We start from the raw sequence: 21,182 nt of genomic DNA, 5'->3' as shown, positions 1-21,182 counted from the left end.
CTTGAAAGCAAGTTGCTTGAAAGTAGATTGTTAGCCACAAAAAAGCTGCTCTTATAATAAGAGCAGCTTTTTTATTGCAAGGTTTGTATGGTTGTCTAAGCCAGCAGAGATAACTAGACCGTTTGCGTCTTAATTGTCTCAAGGTAGCTTCTGATGTTACTGACATAGTGCATCGCTTGACCGTAGCGGCTATTAGACGCTCTGTTTTCAGCGAGGTATGCATAGACATTGGCCCAGCTTTTATCATTAACACCTTGAGCTTGTAAAGTACGCTGAATACTTTTGACGGCATTAGGCCCCATGTTATAGCCCGCCAGCGCGAACCAAATTCGATCCGATTTTGGTACATCGGCGAAGTCATCTTTCATTTGCTCTAGATAACGTGCGCCGCCACCGATACTTTGGTATGGATCAACACGATCTGATACGCCCATTGCTTTGGCCGTGTTATTGGTCAGCATCATTAGGCCACGTACACCTGTTGGCGACACTGCATCCGCATCTAGATGTGACTCTTGATAGCCCATGGCTACCAACAGCTCCCAATCGTGATTATAGTTGCGTGCTTGCTCTTCAAACGAAGACTGGTAGTCTGGTAACTTTTCAGTTAGCGTCTTTTGGAAATGGTCCTGACTGTAGGCATCTTTTAGCAGGTTTTGATTGTAAAAGGCCGCAAGCTTTTGCGTGTTTTGCAGCTTAATACTGTCACATAAGAAGTAACTGGCTTTTTCTGATAGCGGGTCATTAGACGAGTTAAACGTCCAGCTGACCTTTGGGTGTAAGCCGTTTTTAGTCAAGCTGGCATCATAACCACAGCTCACGTTAATCGATGACAGATTAAAGCTGCTTTTTAGCTTGGTGCTGGCCGTTGTCAGCGCCATGTCTGCTTCGCCTGATCTTAGCGCTTTTAATGCCGATTCTTCGTTGGCGTAAGCTTTTAGATTGACATCGACGCCCAGCTCGTCAGCATAGGTACGTACCAAGTCAAAGCCGAAGCCATGTTGAAAGCCATCGGTTGCAAAATAAGTGCTGTCGCCTGGGACAGCAGCAATGGTTAAAGTGTTCTGTAACATGACATTGTCATAGGCTGGCACTGGCGAACCCATGATAGTCAAACTCTCAGCAGGTAAAGAGAGAAGGGCAATACTAGACAACTGCACCAATTTTTTTGTTTTGGCAAAATGGGCCGATGTCATTGGGGTAACGGATGAAACGATGTTACTTTTAGTGTTTAGTAGGCGTTTAGATGGACGCAGTAAATAAGAAATACGGCGTTTGGCCCCTTGCGCAGATACTTTTACACGATAAGTAATACGCTGCATGGATGTCTCCTGATTTTAGCCATCCTGCTTACCGTAAAACGTTCATGGATGCATGCTAATAATAAAGGCATACATCGATGTCACATTTAAACAATCTCACGCTTTTTAATAGTATAAGCGTGAGATTACTTGTTTAATAACAGTGCCTTTAATAACAATGCCGCTAATCGCTGCTTTATTAGCATGAGCGGTATTGTTTTGTACTAGCTAACTATCTGTTGGCATATACATTAAGAGCTGAAATATTACTCCTAACGTATCAATATAAATCACAAAAACGCACAACACCGAGAAGGGTATAAATCAAATGATTCCTTCAACGGTGGACAGATAAGGCTAATACCAAAACAACTACATATTAAACATAGGTAAGGTCATGAAATAAGTTATTGAAACAAAAACGCAAAAATAGAAGGAATACCAATAGATCTGAGTATCCAACTTTTTTACGTTAAATCAGTCGCTATCTACTCTTTAAATGGTTTGTAGTAAAGTAAATAACAACTCAAATATTTTGTTCAGCAACAAAGGTCAGCAGATAAGTCTGTTTGATAGTGAATAGAATATCTATCAAAATAATCTATCAATCAGGTATCACTAAACCATTATTGCAACGCTAAAATTCAGGAGTAGTCAGCCATAAAAATGTATTTTGGCTAAGCCATATCAGCTCATTTATCATATAGAACAATGAGGTTTTAGATATTTACCATAATTTAAGCGCCATAACCGGAAGCTGTAATAAATGGGAAGTCTCATGACAAGACGTTCTTTCTTCAAGTAAGAATATGCGGATATTCATCCGATTATTCAAGTATAGTTAAGAAATTAGCGATAAAACTTAACAATAGGGCTACAGACGGTTAGAAAAAGCACCCTTTTTGGTGCATAGATTGAGGTCATAATCATTGATTGTGAGAATTGAAAGAGTCGTCTCTATTCCCAATTCCCATAAATAACTATGAATTTAGAGATAATAATTGAGGTTATAAACTGAAGTTTTAACATCTTAGCGCAGAATTCCCCTACTTCTAAAGTAGTGGGATGAATGCGTTATTAATCACTACCCTTAGTGCTTGTGGTATTATAATTAATAATTATTATATCACTTATTCATAATAAGCCTCCATGCCCACGCAAATTCTAAAAGCCCATAAAGTTAGACTATATCCAAACGAGGATCAGCAGATATTTTTTGCCAAGTCGTTTGGCTGTAGTCGTTTTATTTGGAACAAGATGCTTGGCGATAAAATAGACCACTACAAGGCCACAAAAACCACCTTAAACAACACACCTGCTCAGTATAAAAAAGAGTTTGAGTGGCTAAAGGAAGTGGATAGCTTAGCATTGGCTAATGTGCAGCAGTAGCTAAGAGGTGCTTACAACAAGTTTTTCAAGCAAAGCTCAGGTTTCCCTAATTTCAAGAAAAAGGGTATTAGGGACAGCTATACCACCAACAATCAAAAAGGAACGGTAGCGATCACAGACAGCACCGTTAAACTACCCAAAATAGGCCATATCAACGCCAAGTTCCCCGACAAAATAAATGGTCTGATTAAGAGCGCCACCATTAGCCGCACCCCATCAGGTAGATACTACGTCAGCCTATTGGTTGAAACCATCGTTAACGCATTACCAAAAACCCAATCAAACATCGGCATTGATTTAGGATTGACAGACTTTATCGTCTTATCAGACGGTACAAAAGTTGCCAATCCTAAGTTTCTATCGAAATTGCAAGACAAACTGGCTCGCGCACAAAAGATTTTAGCCAAACGCAGAGCGATTGCTAAAGCGGATCAGCGCAAACTGTCAGAGAGCCGTAATTATCAAAAGCAAAAACTTAAAGTCGCTAAAGTTTATGAGAAAATAACCAGTACCCGCAAAGACTTTCTACATAAGCTCTCATTCAATATCATTAAAAACCACGATGTGATTGCGATAGAGGACTTGAACGTCAAGGGCATGGTTAAGAACCGCAAACTGGCTAAAGCCATATCAGACAGCTCGTGGTCAACATTCACCACTATGCTGACCTATAAAGCAGAGTGGTACGGTAAAACGCTTGTCAAAATAGACCGGTGGTATCCATCCTCTAAGACCTGCTCAAACTGTGGTCACTTGCTAACGAAAGCTGAATTACCGCTGTCGGTGCGATCTTGGAATTGTCCAAGTTGTTTGCAAGAAAATGACCGCGACCTTAACGCCAGTATCAATATCTTAAATCAAGGATTGCTACTGGCTAAACAATCAAAAACTGTCGGTGCGACAGGGTTAGCTTAGTAAATTTGCCTAACCGCTGATACAAAACATTGTATCAAGTATGGGCATTACCTAAGAAACCCCTACCTCTAAAGGTAGTGGGTAGTTCATGCAGGGTTGTCGATATCGATAAAAGTCACAGGCACGCCAAATTCTTGAGATACTATCTTACCCAGTGCTTGAATGCCGCCTCGTTCTGTCGCATGATGTCCGCAGGCAAAGTAATCAATACCAAGCTCACGCGCGATATGGGTGGTGCGCTCAGAGATTTCACCAGAGATAAACGCATCACAGCCCATCAATGCGGCTTGTTCGATCATATCTTGTGCGCCACCTGTGCAGATACCGATACGTTCTATCAATCTATTACTTGTTTTAGAAGATGAGTTTTCATGATACTCAGCTGCGATATGTAGTGGTGTGCGCCCTAATGCTTGAGTAATCTTCGCGATAAGATCATCGGTGCTTTGTGGTACACAAGTGGCAATATTACCAACTGGGTGAGATTCAGCAGGATAGAGTGGCTCAGTGATGGTCAGATCTAACATCTCAGCGAGCATGGCATTGTTGCCCACGATAGGGTGCGCATCTAACGGCAAATGATAGCCAATCATAGAGATGCCATGCTGCATTAATTTGCGGATACGTCGACCTTTCATGCCTGTGATGGTGGCAGGTTCGCCTTTCCAGAAGTAGCCATGATGTACCATAATCGCATCGGCATTATCAGCGATAGCTGCATCAATCAACGCTTCACAAGCGGTCACACCCGTGACGATACGTTGGATAGGTCGTCCACCATCTACTTGTAAGCCATTGGGTGCATAATCTTTAAACGCATTGGCTGACAAATAGTCGTCACAAAACTGCGTTAGCGCCTCTGCTGTTATGGTAGTGTTAGTTGATTCTGTCGAGGTATTGATAGCCGTCATGGTATGCCCTTATTGGTGTCGCAATCGGTCAAATGATTGCAAATAATCCATAGTTTTTTATAATAATCATTTTAACATGGCGTTGTAAAAGAGTAGACAAAGCTACTAACTGAAATGGTACACGATACGTTACCATTTGGTATGGTTGGCGGTTATAATTTGTAGGCGTGAGCTGTACTGATTGATAGCGTCTCATTAGAGCGGGGCATCAATACTGGTTTTAGGGCGTGTCCTCAATTAAATCGATAGTTATCTAAATGGGTTAAAAATGGCTAAATCTTGCCAAACGGCGTCAAATAGCTACCTAATATCTTGATATTATTTGCGCTATTTTCCTTGTTTGACTGCGATTTATCTCATTTTTATCACCATTTTTAAAATGAGGACACGCCCTAGTATTAAATAAAAACAATCAAACCAGCAGCAGTGTTCGCTCATTACTTATCATCATTTTTTTGTATTAAATTTATAGAGGTTGTATATGTCGTCATCCCGGAACACCAATAACAAGACTTCTTTATTAAAATGGTTACCTTGGGTCTTATTGCTGCTAGTGCTGGCAGCGTTTATCTGGTTGTTTACGAGTATGAAATCGACGTCAGAGGCTAAGTGGGAACCACCGAGAACCACCCCTGCCGAGCAGCAAGCCTCAGAACCTGTTGCCGATACGCCAGCACCTATCTCCTCTTATCATAATGCGGTCGCCCGTGCATCCCAGTCGGTCGTCAATATCTATACCACACAGACCGTCGCAGAGCATCCTTATATGGATGACCCTGTGCTGCGCCGGTTTTTTGAGTATCATGGTGGCCAATCAGCAGAGCAAGGCAATACCAACCTAGGCTCTGGTGTGATTGTGTCAGAAGATGGCTATATCGTGACCAATGCCCATGTCGTCGAAAAAGCCGATGAGATTACGGTGGCCTTTAATGATGGTCGCAAGAGCCGCGCTAGAGTGGTGGGTACCGATCCAGACAGTGATCTGGCCGTAATTAAAGTCGATATGACAGGATTGACGCCGTTAGGATTCCGTGAAGATCCTATTCGTGTGGGTGATTTGGCATTGGCGATTGGTAATCCGTTCGGTGTGGGTCAGACGGTGACCCAAGGTATCATCTCAGCGACAGGTCGTACTGGATTAGGTGTGAATAAGTTTGAAGACTTCATTCAGACGGATGCTGCTATCAACCCTGGTAACTCAGGTGGTGCGCTGGTGGATGCTCGCGGTGAGTTGGTCGGTATCAATACTGTGATTTTTTCACAATCTGGTGGCTCTCTCGGTATCGGTTTTGCCATTCCTACCTCTATCGTAGAGCAAGTTATGAATGCCTTGATTAAAGACGGTAAGGTCAGTCGAGGGTGGTTGGGTATCGAGATACAATCACAGCTACGTGATCCAACGCAGTTAGAAACGTCGACTGGCGTAGAAGTGCTAAGTGTCATTGATAAAAGCCCAGCTGCGAAGAGTGGTCTACGAGTGGGTGATATTATCTTGACCATTGATGGCATTGAGATGACGGATGCTAATACGTTGATCCAATATGTCGCTCGCAAGTCTCCTGATACACAGCTTGATGCACAGGTATTGCGCAATGGTAATAACAAGCAGGTCACCATTTCGCTAGAAGTACGTCCAGAGCAAGAGCCTGTTGCACTTCCTGCTTCTGTACAAGCTGAGAGCTTTGCTCAACCTGATCTCCAAAGCGAACAGCAAAACGTTCCAATGATGTCAGAAGCAGAACGCGATCGTATGCGTGAAGAGCTGCTGAAACTGTTTGAAAACGATGGTGCTCCTCAGTAGTTGCCTTATCTCTCTCATCATCTCTCATAGTAATGAGATATCAGTATAAAAAAAGCGCGCTATCTTATATAGATAGCGCGCTTTTTATTTGTTTTTCTCTACTTTACGATAGGCTCATGATTGATATGGATAACGCCTTGCACACGGCAACAGCAGGGCAGGATTTCATCTTCTTCAATCATCGCAAGCGGGTCAAACGGATAGTCAACCGTGTGTGAGCTGGCGATGCGTTTGACTCGGCAGCTACCACAGTAACCCTCACGGCATTGATAATTGATATCATGTCCAGTACGTAGCAGCCCATCGAGCAGACTCTCGTCATCATGCAAGTAGAATTGCTTTTTACTGGTCATTACCCAAGTCATCGCTTTGTCCTATCCATTTTCCTATCGTTTTATGCGCTCAAACATCACTGTTTACAATGAGGGCATGCCCTAAATTAAAAGTGCTTCTCTAACGCTCTAAAGTTTAAAGTTCAAAGCTCTTATAATTCAAAGTCATCAAAATCACTGTCTGATAAGTCAGAGTCAATCTGACCGACCAAGTAAGAGCTGATTTCGGTCTCTTGCGGTGCTACTTGCACATTGTCAGACGACAACCAAGTATTGATCCATGGAATCGGGTTTGATTTCGAGTTCGGGAACACGGCTGGCAGGCCAACAGCTTCCATGCGCAAGTTAGTGATGAATTCAATATATTGACACAGGATGTCTTTATTCAGACCAATCATCGAACCATCTTTAAACAGATAACCTGCCCATTCTTTTTCTTGCTCAGCAGCCTTACGGAAGATCTCGATGCTCTCTTCATAGCACTCTGCAGCAATTTCGACCATCTCAGGATCGTCACGACCATTGCGCATGAGGTTGAGCATGTGCTGCGTACCAGTCAAATGCAGCGCTTCATCACGAGCGATGAGCTTGATGATTTTAGCATTACCTTCCATTAGCTTACGTTCAGCAAACGCAAACGAGCAAGCAAACGACACATAAAAACGAATGGCTTCTAGGACGTTGACAGCGACGATACACAGATACATCTGTTTTTTCAGTGATCGCAAATCGACAGTCACTTCCTCGCCATTGACGTTGTGCGTACCAGCGCCGTACAGGCTATATAGCTGCGAGTTGCGGTACAGCTCATCATAGTACTGAGCGATATCAGAGGCACGCTCCAAGATGTGCTCGTTTTTCATAATGTCATCAAAGATAATATTTGGATCATTGACGATATTGCGAATGATATGGGTATAGCTGCGTGAGTGAATGGTCTCAGAGAATGACCATGTCTCAATCCAAGTCTCTAGCTCAGGGATAGACACGAGCGGCAATAGCACCACGTTTGGACTACGACCTTGGATAGAGTCGAGTAGGGTCTGGTATTTGAGGTTACTCAAAAATATATGCTGCTCATGCGAAGACAGGTTGCCAAAGTCCATACGATCTTTTGACACATCAACTTCTTCTGGACGCCAAAAGAACGACAGTTGTTTTTCGATCAGTTGCTCAAAGATAGGGTGCTTTTGTTGGTCATAGCGTGCCACGTTGACGGGCTGACCAAAGAACATCGGCTCTGTTAGCGCATTGTTTGGCGTCTGTGAAAAAATCGAGTAAGTCATTGTTCTACCTTTATAAGTGATACGGTGGTGAATTCAATTTTGAAAATGTTACTTTAAAGTCTGAGTAAAAAAGTCTGAGCAAAAATGCGTTAGAGGTTATTTATGACCAATTTGCTATTGCCAGTTGTCTATTACAGATTTTCTAGCGATATCTGTGAGGATTCTTGTCCCTCATTCATATAGGCTTTGAATATTTCGCTCAGCTCACTATCATCGAGCGCTTCTAATTCATCGAGTGCGCTTTTGCGGAGGGTACTCACATCCGCATCGTCCGATAGTCTTTTTGTGTCTTTTTTGGTGGTTCTTGACGCTGGTTTTTTGGGTGCTTTTGCCACATTTTTCTTAGCGACGGCTGCCTTCGGTGCTTCGCTGCTATTTAACTGTTGACGCACCTCTGCAATATCAACCTCGACTTGTACGATATGCGAGCCACCATCGTTTAGGTCTGAAAATACATTTGGGATAAACAAACCACCGTCTTTGATGATTGCGGTATATTGCACATGACCTCCGTCGTTTTTATTGTTTGTGTGTTTCTATATTTCTTTGATAGCGCTGGACGCCTTTTATGATAACTGTGTCAATGTCTTAGCTTCATCATGGCTGGCGCGTCGCTAGATTGTCATATACTTTGTTGTTTTCTCTTTTGCCGACTGCTAATACATAAACTACTACCACGTCATCTTTGACGGTATATACCAGACGATAACCTATGGTGCGTAATTTGATTTTATAAGTATTCGTGTGTCCAGAGAGTTTTGACGCAGGCACATGAGGGTTTGATAGTCGCTGCTGTAATTTTTTCTTAAACTGTTGCTGAATACTTGGCGCTATCTTTTTCCACTCTTTTAACGCTAACGGGTGAAACTCAAGACTATAAGTCATCTAAATCGACCTTTATAGGTGTTTGCCCATCATTTGACCGTGTGCTCACGGTTTGGCTGAGTGCCATATCGTCCATCGCTTCCATCATGCGCTCAAACACGTCTGATGACACTAAGTAAGCCACGGGTTTGTTGTGGTTTAAAATAGCAATGGACTCACCATCCGACTGTTTAATCAATGCAGAAGGATTGTTTTTTAGCTCTGAGATACTGGCTGTCTGTGTGGCAAATATTGGTTGCATAACGTATTCTCCGTTAAAATTAAGCTCTAAATATAGGGCTAATTTTAGCACGAAAATTCGGTCTTATTTGTTACTGTGTTCAATTTAAATATTTTGGGTAGCCAATCCCGCCTACCGCTTGTATCTGCTTTGCCGCTGGCGTGCAGCCTATTGTATCTGGTAGTGTTCCAACGTTCGAGCGACCACTCCCAGATACAGCCTGCATCGCCATCGTCGTCAGCAGGATACCGCTATAGTCAGGGCTAAACGACCGTGTTAGGGCATCGTTCTTTTTTCTTAACAACTTTCTATGCTTTAGAGTAGGTTGATGTCGAGGCACGAGACCCAACGTATTATTCAATTAAAATCGTTGGGTGTCGCAAGCTCCACCCAACCTACGCTTGCTGAATCTTGACCATTCCAGCCACACTCTACACAAACACCATCTGTAAAATGATGATCACAGCTTGGATAGGCATACAGTTTGTGAGCGCAATTGGGGCATAAACTTGCCATCTTTGAGCTAAGTGTAAAGTATGATGATTGGCACTCATCACAGATGCTTTTTGCTCTATTCATGATTTGATTCAAAGACCAATATTTTGACGTAGTAGGCGTAGAGTACGCCTCGCACATCTTTAAACACAATTTGCATATCATCGGTGCGCTGGGCGCACCCTACAACTCGTTTATTATGCTCTTTTGATATTCTCGATAAACTCATATTTTCCATTAGAGTCTCGTCTTTGGATTTCTATATCTGTTATATGCTCTAAACCGCTAAAGTTAAAAAGTTTTTTTGCTAGAAACTGACACTGACTTGCTATATCAGCATCTTTCTCAGCAATTTCCAGTGCTTTCTGTCCAATAGATGTTAGTTGGTAAGCAGTTATTGATAATTCTTTATTACTTTCAGATTTTAGGAATAATACATAATTTCCTTTATAAGACTTGGATATATAAGGTGTATCTTTGTTGTCAAGCATACCAGAAGAAAGAGGAAAGCTAGTTTGAAAAGTTGAATTGAATTCTTTTATTAGCTTTAAATCTTGAAGTTCTTGTAACTCAAAAGATGATGTACCTTCAAACGCTTCATCCTTTGGTCTATTATTGTCATAAAATATAAGATGGCTATATGCTGTGTAAGGAACAATTTTGAGAAATGATTCTAACTGTCTTTTTGACATCAATGAAAAGGTATTTAGAACTAAATAATTAATAGTGTTAGGAGAACAAAGTTCTTCAGCCAGTAATCTGCCCCATAAAGATTGCAATTCATCATCAGAAACTTCTTTTGAGAAATTAAACCATTTATTAAAGAAGGTTTGTTCAATGATATCATCAGATACTTCATGGTCTTCAATTCCAGACAGGTATTCCAATGCTTTATTTAATGATTGCTGGATATTTTCTTGTTCTATAGTTGTTTGATTATTAATTATATTGCGGACAACAGTAGTGGGATTATTTACCATTTCTGAATTTAAAATGAACTTGCCATCCCTAAACTCTGCTATACCATTCTCAATTAGTTTAATATCCTTTTCTATTTGAGCACTAGAAAGCCTATCTGTCCTTTGTTGACGATTAAGATGCTTTGAAAATAAAAGATCGAAAAGTTTATTAACACCTTTAGGTGCACTTTCTACTAAAGGTGTTAAATCTATATTAACAGGTGAAATTTTAATATCGCTCATCTTTCCAGTCCTTGAAGTTATTTGATAAGTTTCAATATTACTTTGCTATATCCGTGTCAATATTTAAAGCAGATATAAGCAAATAGCGAGCTTAACCCAAAAGCCAAACCCGCCATCCACCAGAAATTCTATTTAAAGAGTTTCTCTTGCAGTCCTAGATCTTACATGCACCGCCAGCACAATCATCTTCCATATCCGCTTGGGCATCGTTCGCACCATCACGAGTGTTATGGTAGTACAACGTCTTCACACCCATTTTATAAGCGTTTAGCAAATCTTTTAGCAATATCTTCATCGGTACACGGCCACCAGCATAACGAACAGGATCGTAGTTGGTATTGGCAGAGATGCTTTGATCGACGAACTTCTGCATGACAGCGACCAGCTTTAGGTAACCGTCATTGTTTGGCATTTGCCACAGTAGCTCGTACTGATTTTTTAGCTTATCAATCTCAGGCACGACTTGCTTTAGGATGCCGTCTTTTGATGCTTTGATAGAGACCAGACCACGTGGTGGCTCGATACCGTTGGTCGCGTTGGCGATCTGACTAGAGGTCTCAGACGGCATCAAGGCAGTTAGGGTGGAGTTGCGCAGACCGTGCTCAGTGATCTCGCCACGTAGCGTTTCCCAATCGAGATGTAGCGGCTCTTGGCAGATTTTATCCAAGTCGGCTTTGTACGTATCAATCGGCAAGATACCTTGTGAATATGTAGTCTCATTGAACGCAGGGCAAGCGCCTTGCTCTTTTGCCAATTTGTTTGACGCTTTCAAGAGATAGAACTGCAACGCTTCAAACGTTTGATGCGTGAGACCTAATGCTGAGTCATCTGAATAGCGCACGCCATTTTTAGCAAGGTAATAAGCATAGTTAATCACGCCCACACCGAGCGTACGACGACGCATGCTGCCGTTTTGAGCGGCTTTGACTGGATAGTCTTGATAGTCGAGCAGGGCATCAAGCGCACGGACGATTAGCTCGGCTGGCTCTTCGATATCGCTGACGTTTTCAACTTTACCCAAGTTGACCGCTGATAGCGTACAAAGCGCGATTTCGCCTTCTTCGTCATTGATGTTATCAAGTGGCTTAGTCGGTAGGGCAATTTCCATACATAGGTTTGACTGGCGAATCGGCGCAACCGTCGCGTCAAATGGGCTATGGGTGTTGCAATGATCGACGTTTTGGATGTAGATACGACCAGTACTGGCACGCTCTTGCATCATTAAGCTGAACAAATCTGCTGCTGGAATTTGACGGCTACGAATGCTTGGGTCATTTTCGTACTTGGTGTATAGCTCTTCGAATTTGTCTTGATCTTCAAAGAACGCATCATAGAGGCCTGGGGTGTCACCTGGAGAGAATATCGAGATGTCTTGACCTTTGATCAGGCGCGTGTACATGGTTTTGTTTAACTGTACGCCGTAATCCATATGACGGACACGGTTGTCTTCGACGCCACGGTTGTTTTTGAGTACCAGTAATGACTCAATTTCTAAATGCCATAGTGGATAGAATAACGTCGCAGCACCGCCACGGACGCCACCTTGCGAGCAGCATTTCACCGCAGTTTGGAACAGCTTATAGAACGGGATACAACCAGTATGCTGTGCTTCGCCGCCACGGATAGGGCTACCAAGGGCACGGATACGACCCGCGTTGATGCCGATACCAGCGCGCTGTGACACATAGCGTACGATGGCGCTAGTGGTCGCGTTGATAGAGTCTAAGCTATCACCACATTCGATCAATACGCATGAGCTGAACTGACGTGATGGGGTACGCACACCAGACATGATTGGTGTTGGTAGAGAGATTTTGAATTGTGACGTCGCATCGTAGAAGCGCTTCACGTAGTTCATACGCTCTGATTTTTCGTAACGGCTGAACAAGCACATACCGACCAGCATGTACAAGAACTGAGGGCTTTCAAAGACGGTTTTGCTCACGCGATCTTGGACGAGGTATTTGCCTGCCATTTGCTCAACAGCGGCATAGGCAAGATTCATATCGCGCCAGTGATCAAGGTATTCTTCTAACTCATCAAATTCAGCACGGCTATAGTCAGCTAGGATATGCTCATCATATTTGCCAGCATCAGTTAGCGTTTTGACATGATCATACAGATGCGGCGGCGTAAATTTGTTGTAAGCAATCTTACGTAAATGGAAAATAGCCAAACGCGCCGCTAGATATTGATAATCAGGCGTGGTTTCAGAGATAAGGTCAGCAGCCGACTTGATAATGGTCTCGTGGATATCACGAGTTTTGATGCCTTCATAAAACTGGATGTGCGATTTTAGCTCAACTTGTGATACCGACACATTATCCAAATTGTGAGCTGCCCACTCGATTACCTTATGAATTTTATCTAAATCAATAAGTTCTAATCGTCCGTCACGTTTGGTCACTTTGATTTTGTCGATATGTGTCATGCTGGCCTCTATTTTGGTTGCTTATATTATTCGTCAAACGGTAAAGCCCGCTCAACGTTTTTTATCGTACTGCTTATTTAAACACGCTATCTAAACATGGTAACTGCTGGCGTTAGCTGCTCTTTTTTTAGGCAAAAAATACCCAATACTCGTAGTGACGATTAAAATCACTGAGTACTACATATAGCGTGTTTGTTAATTGGTAGGCACAATATAGCGGGAAAATTTTGAAAATACTATATTGATTTTAGAGTGAAACTATGTTGCTGAGGGCTTGTGCGTTGTCCAAATTTTGGCAAAGGACGATGGGATAAGGGTTAGACGCAAATGCGCTCATTATAAATTTTTTGTAAAAATATCGTGACGGTTTGATTTTTATTTTATCGGTTATTGTCGACTGATAATAGTGATCGTACTGGCAATAATGCGGGCGCAGATTGTACACCAAACCACAAAAAATCGCCACCCATATGAGTGACGATTTAGACGGAAAAGGGGTTATTTTTTTCTAAACACCCATTACCTGTTTATACAACCATACGAACTGTTTTGGCATTGTCCAATGACGCGTAAAGTGTATTCACTTGATCGGCATCTGTGAGGTATAAATTAACGCGCGCTGAATGGAAGCGACCCGTTTTAGAGGGTTTGACTTCTATAGAGGCCAAATCAAAATCAGGGAACTGACTACCGAGGATTAGCTTCACTTCATTAAGCAAGCCCTCGTGCTCGCCTTCATGACCAATGATGCTGAGCGGATAGTTCATTGGAAAGTCCCAAAGATCTGGATTTTGGATGTCAGTTCTTTTACCTTTTAAGACGCCTTCATTGGGTGTCATGTCCGTCATCGTGACGTCTTTGGCATTTTGGTTGGCGCTTTGATTGGTGCTGTTTTGATTATCAGTGTCTTTTGAATCATCACTCATGATGTGTGCCTCGCTTTTATTAAAATTTGAGCTATTAAGAAAATAGCTTTATTGCCCATTTATAGTGGCACTAGGCCTATTATTCAAGTGATGGAGCACGACAATTACTTTGGTAGGGAACGCCACCACCTTATTATCACTCTCTGTCGCAAACAGTTACTGCAAATAACTGTTGATAGGTGCGATCTCAGGCGGTAGGTCTGTCTCTCCCATCGCTTCTAATAAGTTGATTTCAATCGTGCGTGACAATGCCATAAGTGGCAGTTGATTAGACGCAAAACCAAATGGCTCCTCTAGCTCTTCACTAAGGGCATCTAAACCGAAAAAGGTATACGCAATGACAGCACAGATGAGGGGAGTCGCCCAACCGAGCGAGGCCACCAAGCCAAAAGGCAGCGTAATACAATATAGGTAAGTCGTACGATGCACTAGCAACATGTAAGCAAACGGCAGTGGTGTGTAATGAATACGCTCACAGGCTGCCAATACAATCGTCATAGACGTCAAGCGCTCGTCCATGTTTTGTACCATAAGTTCCGATGATAACTGTTGACGACGCACATCACCAAGCTGCTTACCTAAGAGGCGCATCAGATAATTAGGTAGGTTCCTCGATTGACGCATACTGTCATGATAGGTCGCTGCTACAAAAGGGTCGACATCTTGCCAAGGAGACGTACCGCGCAGCCGATGGCGCACAGCGTGAGAAAAGGCGATTGTCAGATGAATCATCGAACGTTGGGCATCGCGGCCAGCTTCGGTGTCATCATCTACAAATGAAAGCACTTGGCGGGCAAAGCTGCGAGAGTCATAGACCAGTTGACCCCATAGCCCTCGTGCTTCCCACCAACGTTGGTAGCTGGCATTGTTCCGAAACCCTAGAAACAATGACAATGCGATCCCTAGCAAGGTAAAAGGAGCCATACCATAATAAGGAAAAGAGTCAGGATACCAGTGTTGCACAATCGTTATGAGTGTGCTGAGAATGGCGATAAGTAAAATTTGCGGATAGACTTTCGGAATGACTGATCCACGCAGGGTAAGAAATATCTTAAGGGCGTTTGGTGTTTGCCGGACAATCATGTTGGCTTCCTAGCGATGAGGTATATAGATGCACGATGAAGTGCAGGGTATGATTCTAATATAGAATAAGAATCTGTAAAGCCCCAATCGCCATGAATTTAACGAAGACTGCGAAACGCCAGAAATAAAGAGTGGCCACTTAAACGCTAAGCGACCATCATTTTTTCAAACGAAACAGATGTATTTATGTTCAAGTATTTTATTTATGCCAAAGCCCCTTGATAGACTCCCAGTATTCTGAAAAAATAAAATCATTACGCTTGCTCTCTTCCTGATTATCTAAATGAGCGGGCGGCAAGATATGCTCATAATAGGTGTCTTTTAGGAGCTTGCGCAATAAGCTTTCTCCAATAAATCCTTTACCATCATTTAATGTATTTGCTGCACGTAATAAATGACGAATATCATATTGCGATGGGTCTATGTCTGGTACTTGTTTTTTAACATTAAGCAAGCTATATACTGCAACTCTGGCGGTACGCACAGAACTTTCGATAGTAAATACCACATCATTTTTTGTCTCAACAAACTGTCCTACCAAGCCCAAATTGGTACAGCCTTGGGGCACGATTTCGGGGCGGTCGCCATGTGCACGTGCCATAAACTGTGAGGTGATATATGGCATATAGGCAGATCTGACTAGGGTGTTCTCAACCACGTGGTCTAACTGATCAATAATACCAAGGTGGTAACAAAGCTCTGCTAAAATCTCATTGCCTGTACACTCTGGCATGGGTTTTTTAACATAATTGCCTTCTTTATCCATCAGTAGGCTATAGACCCAGAGCACTAACGTATCATCGGGCTGATCTGGAAAATGTGGCTGACGGTTACAGGTAAAGCTCATGATCCAGTTAGAGTCAGTAAAGGTAATGATACCGCCAGTCGCCGTTTTACCTGAATAGGGGTCATTCACAGAAAGCGTTTTGAGTATATCTATCAATGCAGATGGTTTGCAGGTCAACGTCGCTGACATCCATGAAGATTCAGCGACATTGCCGTTGAATTTTTCAGGATGACCAAAGACAGCCGATTTATTGGCAAGAGTATTCCAAAGTGTCCAGCCTGTTGATTGACCTTGATTACCTAAGACAGTGTCTAAATTTGGTGCCGTATGATTATCACCATAACGGCTATCTTCTGTCATGGTTCCTGTGGTCACCACAACATAGTCATTCTCAGTGATGGCAATGGTTGTGGGCGTACCCTCTACTTCTGCAAGGATGGCTTTGACCATTTTGGTGGGCTCATGCGCTGAGTCTGCCACTGACGCACTGTTATCTGCTTGCTCAAACTCAATATCTAAATCGGTCACTGAAGTGTTGTATTGAAATGTGACGCCTTTCTCGATGAGATAGTTGCGCAGTGGTACGATAAAGCCATCATATTGATTGTATTTTGGAAATACGAGCATCGACATATTATGCAGGCCATCTAAGTCATGCAAAAAACGGTGCATATATAATTTTAACTCGAGTAAGCTATGCCATTTTTCAAAGGCAAACATAGTACTCCAAAATATCCAAAAATTACTCTCAAAGAAGCTGTCGCTAAAGTATTCATTAACTCTCACATCATCCAGTGCTTCTTTACGTTTGAGCAATAGACGTATGATGGCCAATTGGTCTGACTTCTTAAGTTCAAACCCGCTAAAATCTTGAATCCCCCCCTGATTGTGTAGTAAACGAGCGATAGAGTAGTTAGGATCGTCATCATTAATCAGGCGATATTCATCTAGCACGCTGTAAGGCTCGGGCATTTCTACTGCAGGTATGTCTTGAAAGACGTCCCAAAAGTTTTCATAGGTAAATTCCATCTCACGGCCACCGCGTATCAGGTAACCATCCTTAGCATTACCTGAGCCATCCATCGACCCGCCTGATATATCTAACTGCTCTAAAAAGGTGATGTTTTCTGCCGGTATTTTGCCATCGCGAATGAAGTAGTAAGCACTCGACAAACCAGCAATACCAGCACCGATAATATAGACCTTGCTGTCTTTATAAACGTTGGTTGGTCTGCCAATATTGCGTTGATAATTACCGATTTTGTCAGCAAATGGTAGGGTGTTTTGAGGGGTATGATGTGGATAGTCTTTATTAGCATCTGGCTGATGTGGGAAGCGGTCTAATTGTTTTTGATTGTCATTGGTATTGTTCATTGTAATCCCCTTAGCAGGTGAAAGAATCTAAAGACTCAAAACTTATTATGTACCCTGTGGACACACAAAGTAAACCTGGGACGTCGCAACTTTTGAACCATCAAGTATATGATTGAACATAAACAGATTAGGGCGTGTTGAGGATTCAACACGCCCTATAGTAATGATGTTTTTGTTGACGTATTCAATACGCAAAACCTCAGCTCTGCAGCGATAGTTATTTTCCTATCGTAACGAAGCGCGGTTGGTTAGTCTGTGTTTTTCTCTGCTTGTCTATCGCTTACAGATTGGTCTTCAGCTACGCCTGCTTTCCAATAGGAAAAAGCATATAGCTCATCTTTTGACCACTGTTGCTCGACCTTTAAGTAATGACGCAGGGCTTTAACCGATGAAAACTCGCTAGCGATATAAGCGAAACGGCTCTGGCTCGCACTTGGTAAGGTGAGAGATTTAACCGTATTGACTAGCTGACTGCCTTGCATTGGATGTGGGTTATGTAGCCATGTCATGGTGATATTGGCTAGAGTAGGCAGCTCTTGTTCATCTTCTGCACCATGCACTTCGATGATGCATTGACCGGTCGCGCTGGCAGGCAAGCTTTCTAGTATCGAACCAAGTACGGGTATGGCAGTGGCATCACCAACCAACAAAATGTTATCTGTAGCAGGGCAAAGCGCTTTATTTTTAGGCTTCATTAAGATACCAATCTCATCGCCAACTTGAGCATGAGTTGCCCAACCTGAGGCAGGTGCTTCATCACCATGAGCGACAAAATCAATCCATATCTGTTGTTTTTCGACATCGGCACCGCGATGCGTATAAGTACGGACAACGAAAGTAGATTTATCCTCTAGGTCGATAGGCTGCGTCTTGTCTCTAGGGATAAGTACTTTATTGTTGGCGCCGACTGTCATGGTGGCAATATTGGCGATCGTCTCTGCCTGACCTGTTAGGTATATACGAATATAGTGCGGAGTAATCATTTGTTTATGGGCAACAGTCATGATTTCTCGTACGGGTTTTTGATTTATTGTGTTGTTCATACGGATCTGTCCTTATTTATCGGTAGTCTTGTTGATGCTAACGTTGTCTATCATGGTACGACTGACGCGAAAGAACAGGGCAATATCGACAGGGCTCAAATCTTGAGTCAGTTGCCCTTTGGTCCATTCCTCTGCCGCATCGAGCTTTGCCATAATTGCCTCGCCTTTGGTCGTCAGTTGTAATAATTGGCTACGACCATCCAATGGGTTGTCTGTCTTAAGGATTAGCTCAGCCGCTAACAGGTCATTTAAGGCACGAGTGATTTGCGCTTTGTCTCGTTGCATGTGCTTAGAGATAGATAGTGCGGTGCTCTTTGGGTTGTAACAAACCCCTTTTAGTGTTCGGATGTTTGTCACGGACAAATCCACACCTTGCTGCCGAATGCCTTCTAATAATAGATTGGTATAGGTATGCATTAATTGATGAAGCGTTTCGCTCAATGAATTATCCGACATAAGAGAACCTTTAATATAGTTGATAGAAGCAACTATATAGAATAAGGTTGATAGTGTCAACTATAAAGTGGTTTTTGAAGTTAGTACTTTGTCCATGATTAGATATTGTTAGATAAGAAAGCAGCATGGTAGACATGCATGATAAGGAGGACAGAAAAGAGGGATAGAGGGCTTTGTGATTAAAGAGCTCTATAATTAACGAAATTTGTGATTGAGAAAGTCTGTCATTAACGAACAGGCACAAAAAAAGCCGAGATATACTCGGCTTTTTTATTTTTCTAACTATTTAAAAAATATGAGCTAGGCTCAGTACTTTCTTAAAAATTTAGTCATTTTCAAGGAAAGAACGTAGGTGCTCAGAGCGTGATGGATGACGCAATTTACGTAGTGCTTTTGCCTCAATCTGACGAATACGCTCACGCGTTACATCGAATTGCTTACCGACTTCTTCAAGAGTATGGTCAGTAGGCATATCGATACCGAAACGCATTTTTAGGACACGTGCTTCACGCTCAGTCAGGTTGCCGAGTACATCACGAGTCGCTTCTTGTAGACCAGCAGCCGTCGCATCATCGACAGGGCTAGAGATCGTACCATCTTCGATGAAATCACCTAGGTGTGAATCTTCATCATCACCGATAGGGGTTTCCATAGAGATAGGCTCTTTGGCAATCTTAAGCACTTTACGGACTTTGACTTCGTCCATCTCTAAGCGTTCGCCTAATTCTTCAGGCGTTGGCTCGCGTCCCATTTCTTGTAGCAACTGACGTGAGACACGGTTTATCTTGTTGATCGTCTCAATCATATGCACAGGAATACGGATGGTGCGCGCTTGGTCAGCGATAGAGCGGGTGATTGCCTGACGAATCCACCATGTCGCATAGGTCGAGAACTTATAACCACGGCGATATTCAAACTTATCAACGGCTTTCATCAGACCGATGTTACCTTCTTGGATCAGATCCAAGAACTGTAGACCACGGTTGGTATATTTCTTCGCGATAGAGATAACCAGACGTAGGTTGGCTTCGACCATTTCTTTCTTAGCACGGCGAGCTTTTGCTTCACCGACAGCCATACGGCGTGCCACGTCTTTCATATCGTGGATTTTCATATCGAGCTTTTGCTCGTAATCACGAATCTTACGTTGTAATAAGATCACGTCATCAGTGACTTTCTCTAACGTAGCAGCAAAGGCAGGCTTGCCGCTTATACGCTCAATGAGCCAATCAACATTGGTTTCATTGCTAGGGAAGGTTTTACGGAACTCTTCACGCGGCATACGACCACGGCGAATCACCAAACGCATGATTTGACGCTCTTGCTTACGCACATCATCATAGACATCATGCATGATGGCCATGACTTGATCTGACAAGCGGTTGTTCAGCTTCAACATCATAAAGCGTTCAGCAAGTAGGGCATAAGCGGTATCTGCTTGTACACTACCACGGCCATAATCAATTAGGGCTTGCTTGGCTTTGATGAATAGGTTTTCGATCTCTTCTAGACGCAGACGTACTTCTTCTGGATCGATACCGCTGGTTTCTTCTTCGGCTTCTTCCTCATCACCATCTTCGTCTTCATCGTCATCGTCAAGTGCGGCTTTTGCACTGGCTTTTGGCTTGACTGGTGGTGGGTTTTCTTTCTCTTCTTTGATACGCTCTCTTTCTTCTTTCGCCGCTTCTTTTGCTTCTTGAGCAGCGATTTTGTCTGCTTCGGTTTCAGGATCTAAGAAACCAGTGATGACGTCAGAGAGTTTTTTGTCGCCATCTTGTACTTTTTGATACTCGTCAAGGACGAACTGTACCGTACCAGGCCAGTAAGACATGGCATGCTGTACGTCACGAATACCTTCTTCGATACGCTTAGCAATGGCAATCTCACCTTCACGGGTCAGTAGATCAACCGTACCCATTTCACGCATATACATACGTACTGGGTCAGTGGTGCGACCAGGCTCAGTCTCAACAGAGGCTAATACTGCCGCTGCCTCATCTGCTGCCATGTCATCATCACTTGAATCATCGTTCATCAAGATGTCATCGGCATCAGGGGCAGACTCAAAGATTTTGATACCAACGTCGGTTAGCATTTGCACAATATCTTCGATCTGATCGCTTTCGGTAATAGAGTCGGGCAGTTGGTCATTCACCTCAGCATAGGTTAGATAACCTTGCTCTTTACCCATTTGGATTAAGGTGGCCAGTTGAGATGTGGACTTAGAAACTGACTTATCGTTCATAAATACTCGCTTACTTGCATCGGACATTTTTATATCGTGACGCGCTATCGCTGGCTGGGTGCGTTGATCTTATCAGTCGATTGATCAAAATATGGCGTAG

General features: G+C 42.9%; 18 protein-coding genes and 1 pseudogene. 3 read left to right on the top strand and 16 right to left on the bottom strand.

Going from position 1 to position 21,182, the window contains the following annotated elements:
- Nucleotides 1-113 precede the first annotated feature (113 nt).
- Nucleotides 114-1,322, bottom strand: a complete 1,209-nt coding sequence (locus tag I6E84_RS03575; RefSeq protein ID WP_197216189.1) for a transglycosylase SLT domain-containing protein — start codon at nucleotides 1,320-1,322, stop codon at nucleotides 114-116.
- Nucleotides 1,323-2,450: 1,128 nt separating this feature from the next.
- Here I6E84_RS03575 and I6E84_RS14165 point away from each other — a divergent pair.
- Nucleotides 2,451-2,690, top strand: a complete 240-nt coding sequence (locus I6E84_RS14165) for a helix-turn-helix domain-containing protein (protein WP_265090845.1) — start codon at nucleotides 2,451-2,453, stop codon at nucleotides 2,688-2,690.
- A 15-nt stretch (nucleotides 2,691-2,705) separates the two neighbouring features.
- Nucleotides 2,706-3,605 (top strand): annotated as a pseudogene (locus I6E84_RS03570) (RNA-guided endonuclease TnpB family protein); the annotation flags it as partial.
- A gap of 86 nt (nucleotides 3,606-3,691) precedes the next feature.
- Here I6E84_RS03570 and I6E84_RS03565 read toward each other — a convergent pair.
- Nucleotides 3,692-4,516 (bottom strand): Nif3-like dinuclear metal center hexameric protein, encoded by an 825-nt coding sequence (locus tag I6E84_RS03565; RefSeq protein WP_197216187.1) that lies wholly within the window; start codon nucleotides 4,514-4,516, stop codon nucleotides 3,692-3,694.
- 481 nt (nucleotides 4,517-4,997) lie between these two features.
- Here I6E84_RS03565 and I6E84_RS03560 point away from each other — a divergent pair, with 481 nt between their 5' ends.
- Nucleotides 4,998-6,317 carry a S1C family serine protease gene (locus I6E84_RS03560; RefSeq protein WP_197216184.1) on the top strand — a complete coding sequence of 440 codons (1,320 nt, stop codon included), beginning with the start codon at nucleotides 4,998-5,000 and terminating at the stop codon, nucleotides 6,315-6,317.
- A 98-nt stretch (nucleotides 6,318-6,415) separates the two neighbouring features.
- Here the strand turns inward: I6E84_RS03560 and yfaE are convergent, their stop codons facing one another.
- The 14 genes from yfaE to rpoD all read right to left on the bottom strand — a co-directional run bounded on the left by yfaE (nucleotide 6,416) and on the right by rpoD (nucleotide 21,082).
- On the bottom strand, nucleotides 6,416-6,682 hold the full coding sequence (gene yfaE / locus I6E84_RS03555) for a class I ribonucleotide reductase maintenance protein YfaE (protein WP_197216182.1): 267 nt from the start codon (nucleotides 6,680-6,682) through the stop codon (nucleotides 6,416-6,418).
- Between the two features lie 119 nt (nucleotides 6,683-6,801).
- A complete protein-coding gene (gene nrdB, locus I6E84_RS03550) occupies nucleotides 6,802-7,935 on the bottom strand; it encodes a class Ia ribonucleoside-diphosphate reductase subunit beta (RefSeq protein WP_197216180.1) in 1,134 nt (377 codons plus the stop codon).
- Between the two features lie 131 nt (nucleotides 7,936-8,066).
- A complete protein-coding gene (locus I6E84_RS03545; RefSeq protein WP_197216178.1) occupies nucleotides 8,067-8,438 on the bottom strand; it encodes a hypothetical protein in 372 nt (123 codons plus the stop codon).
- A 94-nt stretch (nucleotides 8,439-8,532) separates the two neighbouring features.
- Nucleotides 8,533-8,820 (bottom strand): type II toxin-antitoxin system RelE family toxin, encoded by a 288-nt coding sequence (locus tag I6E84_RS03540; RefSeq protein ID WP_197216176.1) that lies wholly within the window; start codon nucleotides 8,818-8,820, stop codon nucleotides 8,533-8,535.
- Nucleotides 8,810-9,061: a type II toxin-antitoxin system Phd/YefM family antitoxin gene (locus I6E84_RS03535; protein WP_197216173.1), complete on the bottom strand. Its 252-nt coding sequence runs from the start codon at nucleotides 9,059-9,061 to the stop codon at nucleotides 8,810-8,812. The genes I6E84_RS03540 and I6E84_RS03535 overlap by 11 nt, the downstream gene beginning before the upstream one ends.
- 79 nt (nucleotides 9,062-9,140) lie before the next feature.
- Nucleotides 9,141-9,401, bottom strand: a complete 261-nt coding sequence (locus tag I6E84_RS03530) for a hypothetical protein (RefSeq protein ID WP_197216171.1) — start codon at nucleotides 9,399-9,401, stop codon at nucleotides 9,141-9,143.
- 331 nt (nucleotides 9,402-9,732) lie between these two features.
- Nucleotides 9,733-10,737, bottom strand: a complete 1,005-nt coding sequence (locus I6E84_RS03525) for a DUF2806 domain-containing protein (RefSeq protein WP_197216169.1) — start codon at nucleotides 10,735-10,737, stop codon at nucleotides 9,733-9,735.
- A 154-nt stretch (nucleotides 10,738-10,891) separates the two neighbouring features.
- Nucleotides 10,892-13,168: a class 1a ribonucleoside-diphosphate reductase subunit alpha gene (nrdA, locus tag I6E84_RS03520; protein WP_197216168.1), complete on the bottom strand. Its 2,277-nt coding sequence runs from the start codon at nucleotides 13,166-13,168 to the stop codon at nucleotides 10,892-10,894.
- A 527-nt stretch (nucleotides 13,169-13,695) separates the two neighbouring features.
- Nucleotides 13,696-14,016, bottom strand: coding sequence for a YbeD family protein (locus tag I6E84_RS03515; RefSeq protein WP_194197613.1), 321 nt, complete (start codon nucleotides 14,014-14,016; stop codon nucleotides 13,696-13,698).
- Between the two features lie 234 nt (nucleotides 14,017-14,250).
- A complete protein-coding gene (locus I6E84_RS03510; protein ID WP_194197490.1) occupies nucleotides 14,251-15,177 on the bottom strand; it encodes a bestrophin family protein in 927 nt (308 codons plus the stop codon).
- A 199-nt stretch (nucleotides 15,178-15,376) separates the two neighbouring features.
- Nucleotides 15,377-17,338: an oleate hydratase gene (locus I6E84_RS03505; protein ID WP_197216167.1), complete on the bottom strand. Its 1,962-nt coding sequence runs from the start codon at nucleotides 17,336-17,338 to the stop codon at nucleotides 15,377-15,379.
- Nucleotides 17,339-17,586: 248 nt separating this feature from the next.
- Nucleotides 17,587-18,381 carry a siderophore-interacting protein gene (locus tag I6E84_RS03500; protein ID WP_197216166.1) on the bottom strand — a complete coding sequence of 265 codons (795 nt, stop codon included), beginning with the start codon at nucleotides 18,379-18,381 and terminating at the stop codon, nucleotides 17,587-17,589.
- 12 nt (nucleotides 18,382-18,393) lie between these two features.
- Nucleotides 18,394-18,837: a MarR family winged helix-turn-helix transcriptional regulator gene (locus tag I6E84_RS03495; protein WP_197216165.1), complete on the bottom strand. Its 444-nt coding sequence runs from the start codon at nucleotides 18,835-18,837 to the stop codon at nucleotides 18,394-18,396.
- A gap of 325 nt (nucleotides 18,838-19,162) precedes the next feature.
- Nucleotides 19,163-21,082 (bottom strand): RNA polymerase sigma factor RpoD, encoded by a 1,920-nt coding sequence (gene rpoD, locus I6E84_RS03490; protein WP_197100267.1) that lies wholly within the window; start codon nucleotides 21,080-21,082, stop codon nucleotides 19,163-19,165.
- Nucleotides 21,083-21,182: the final 100 nt, after the last annotated feature.

Origin of the sequence: Psychrobacter sp. SCQQ22, assembly GCF_015864605.1 — a bacterium.
In the GTDB taxonomy this organism is placed as follows: Bacteria; Pseudomonadota; Gammaproteobacteria; order Pseudomonadales; family Moraxellaceae; genus Psychrobacter; species Psychrobacter fozii.
The sequence above is the reverse complement of the archived record's forward strand: the minus strand, read 5'-3'. Positions and strand labels throughout refer to the sequence as shown.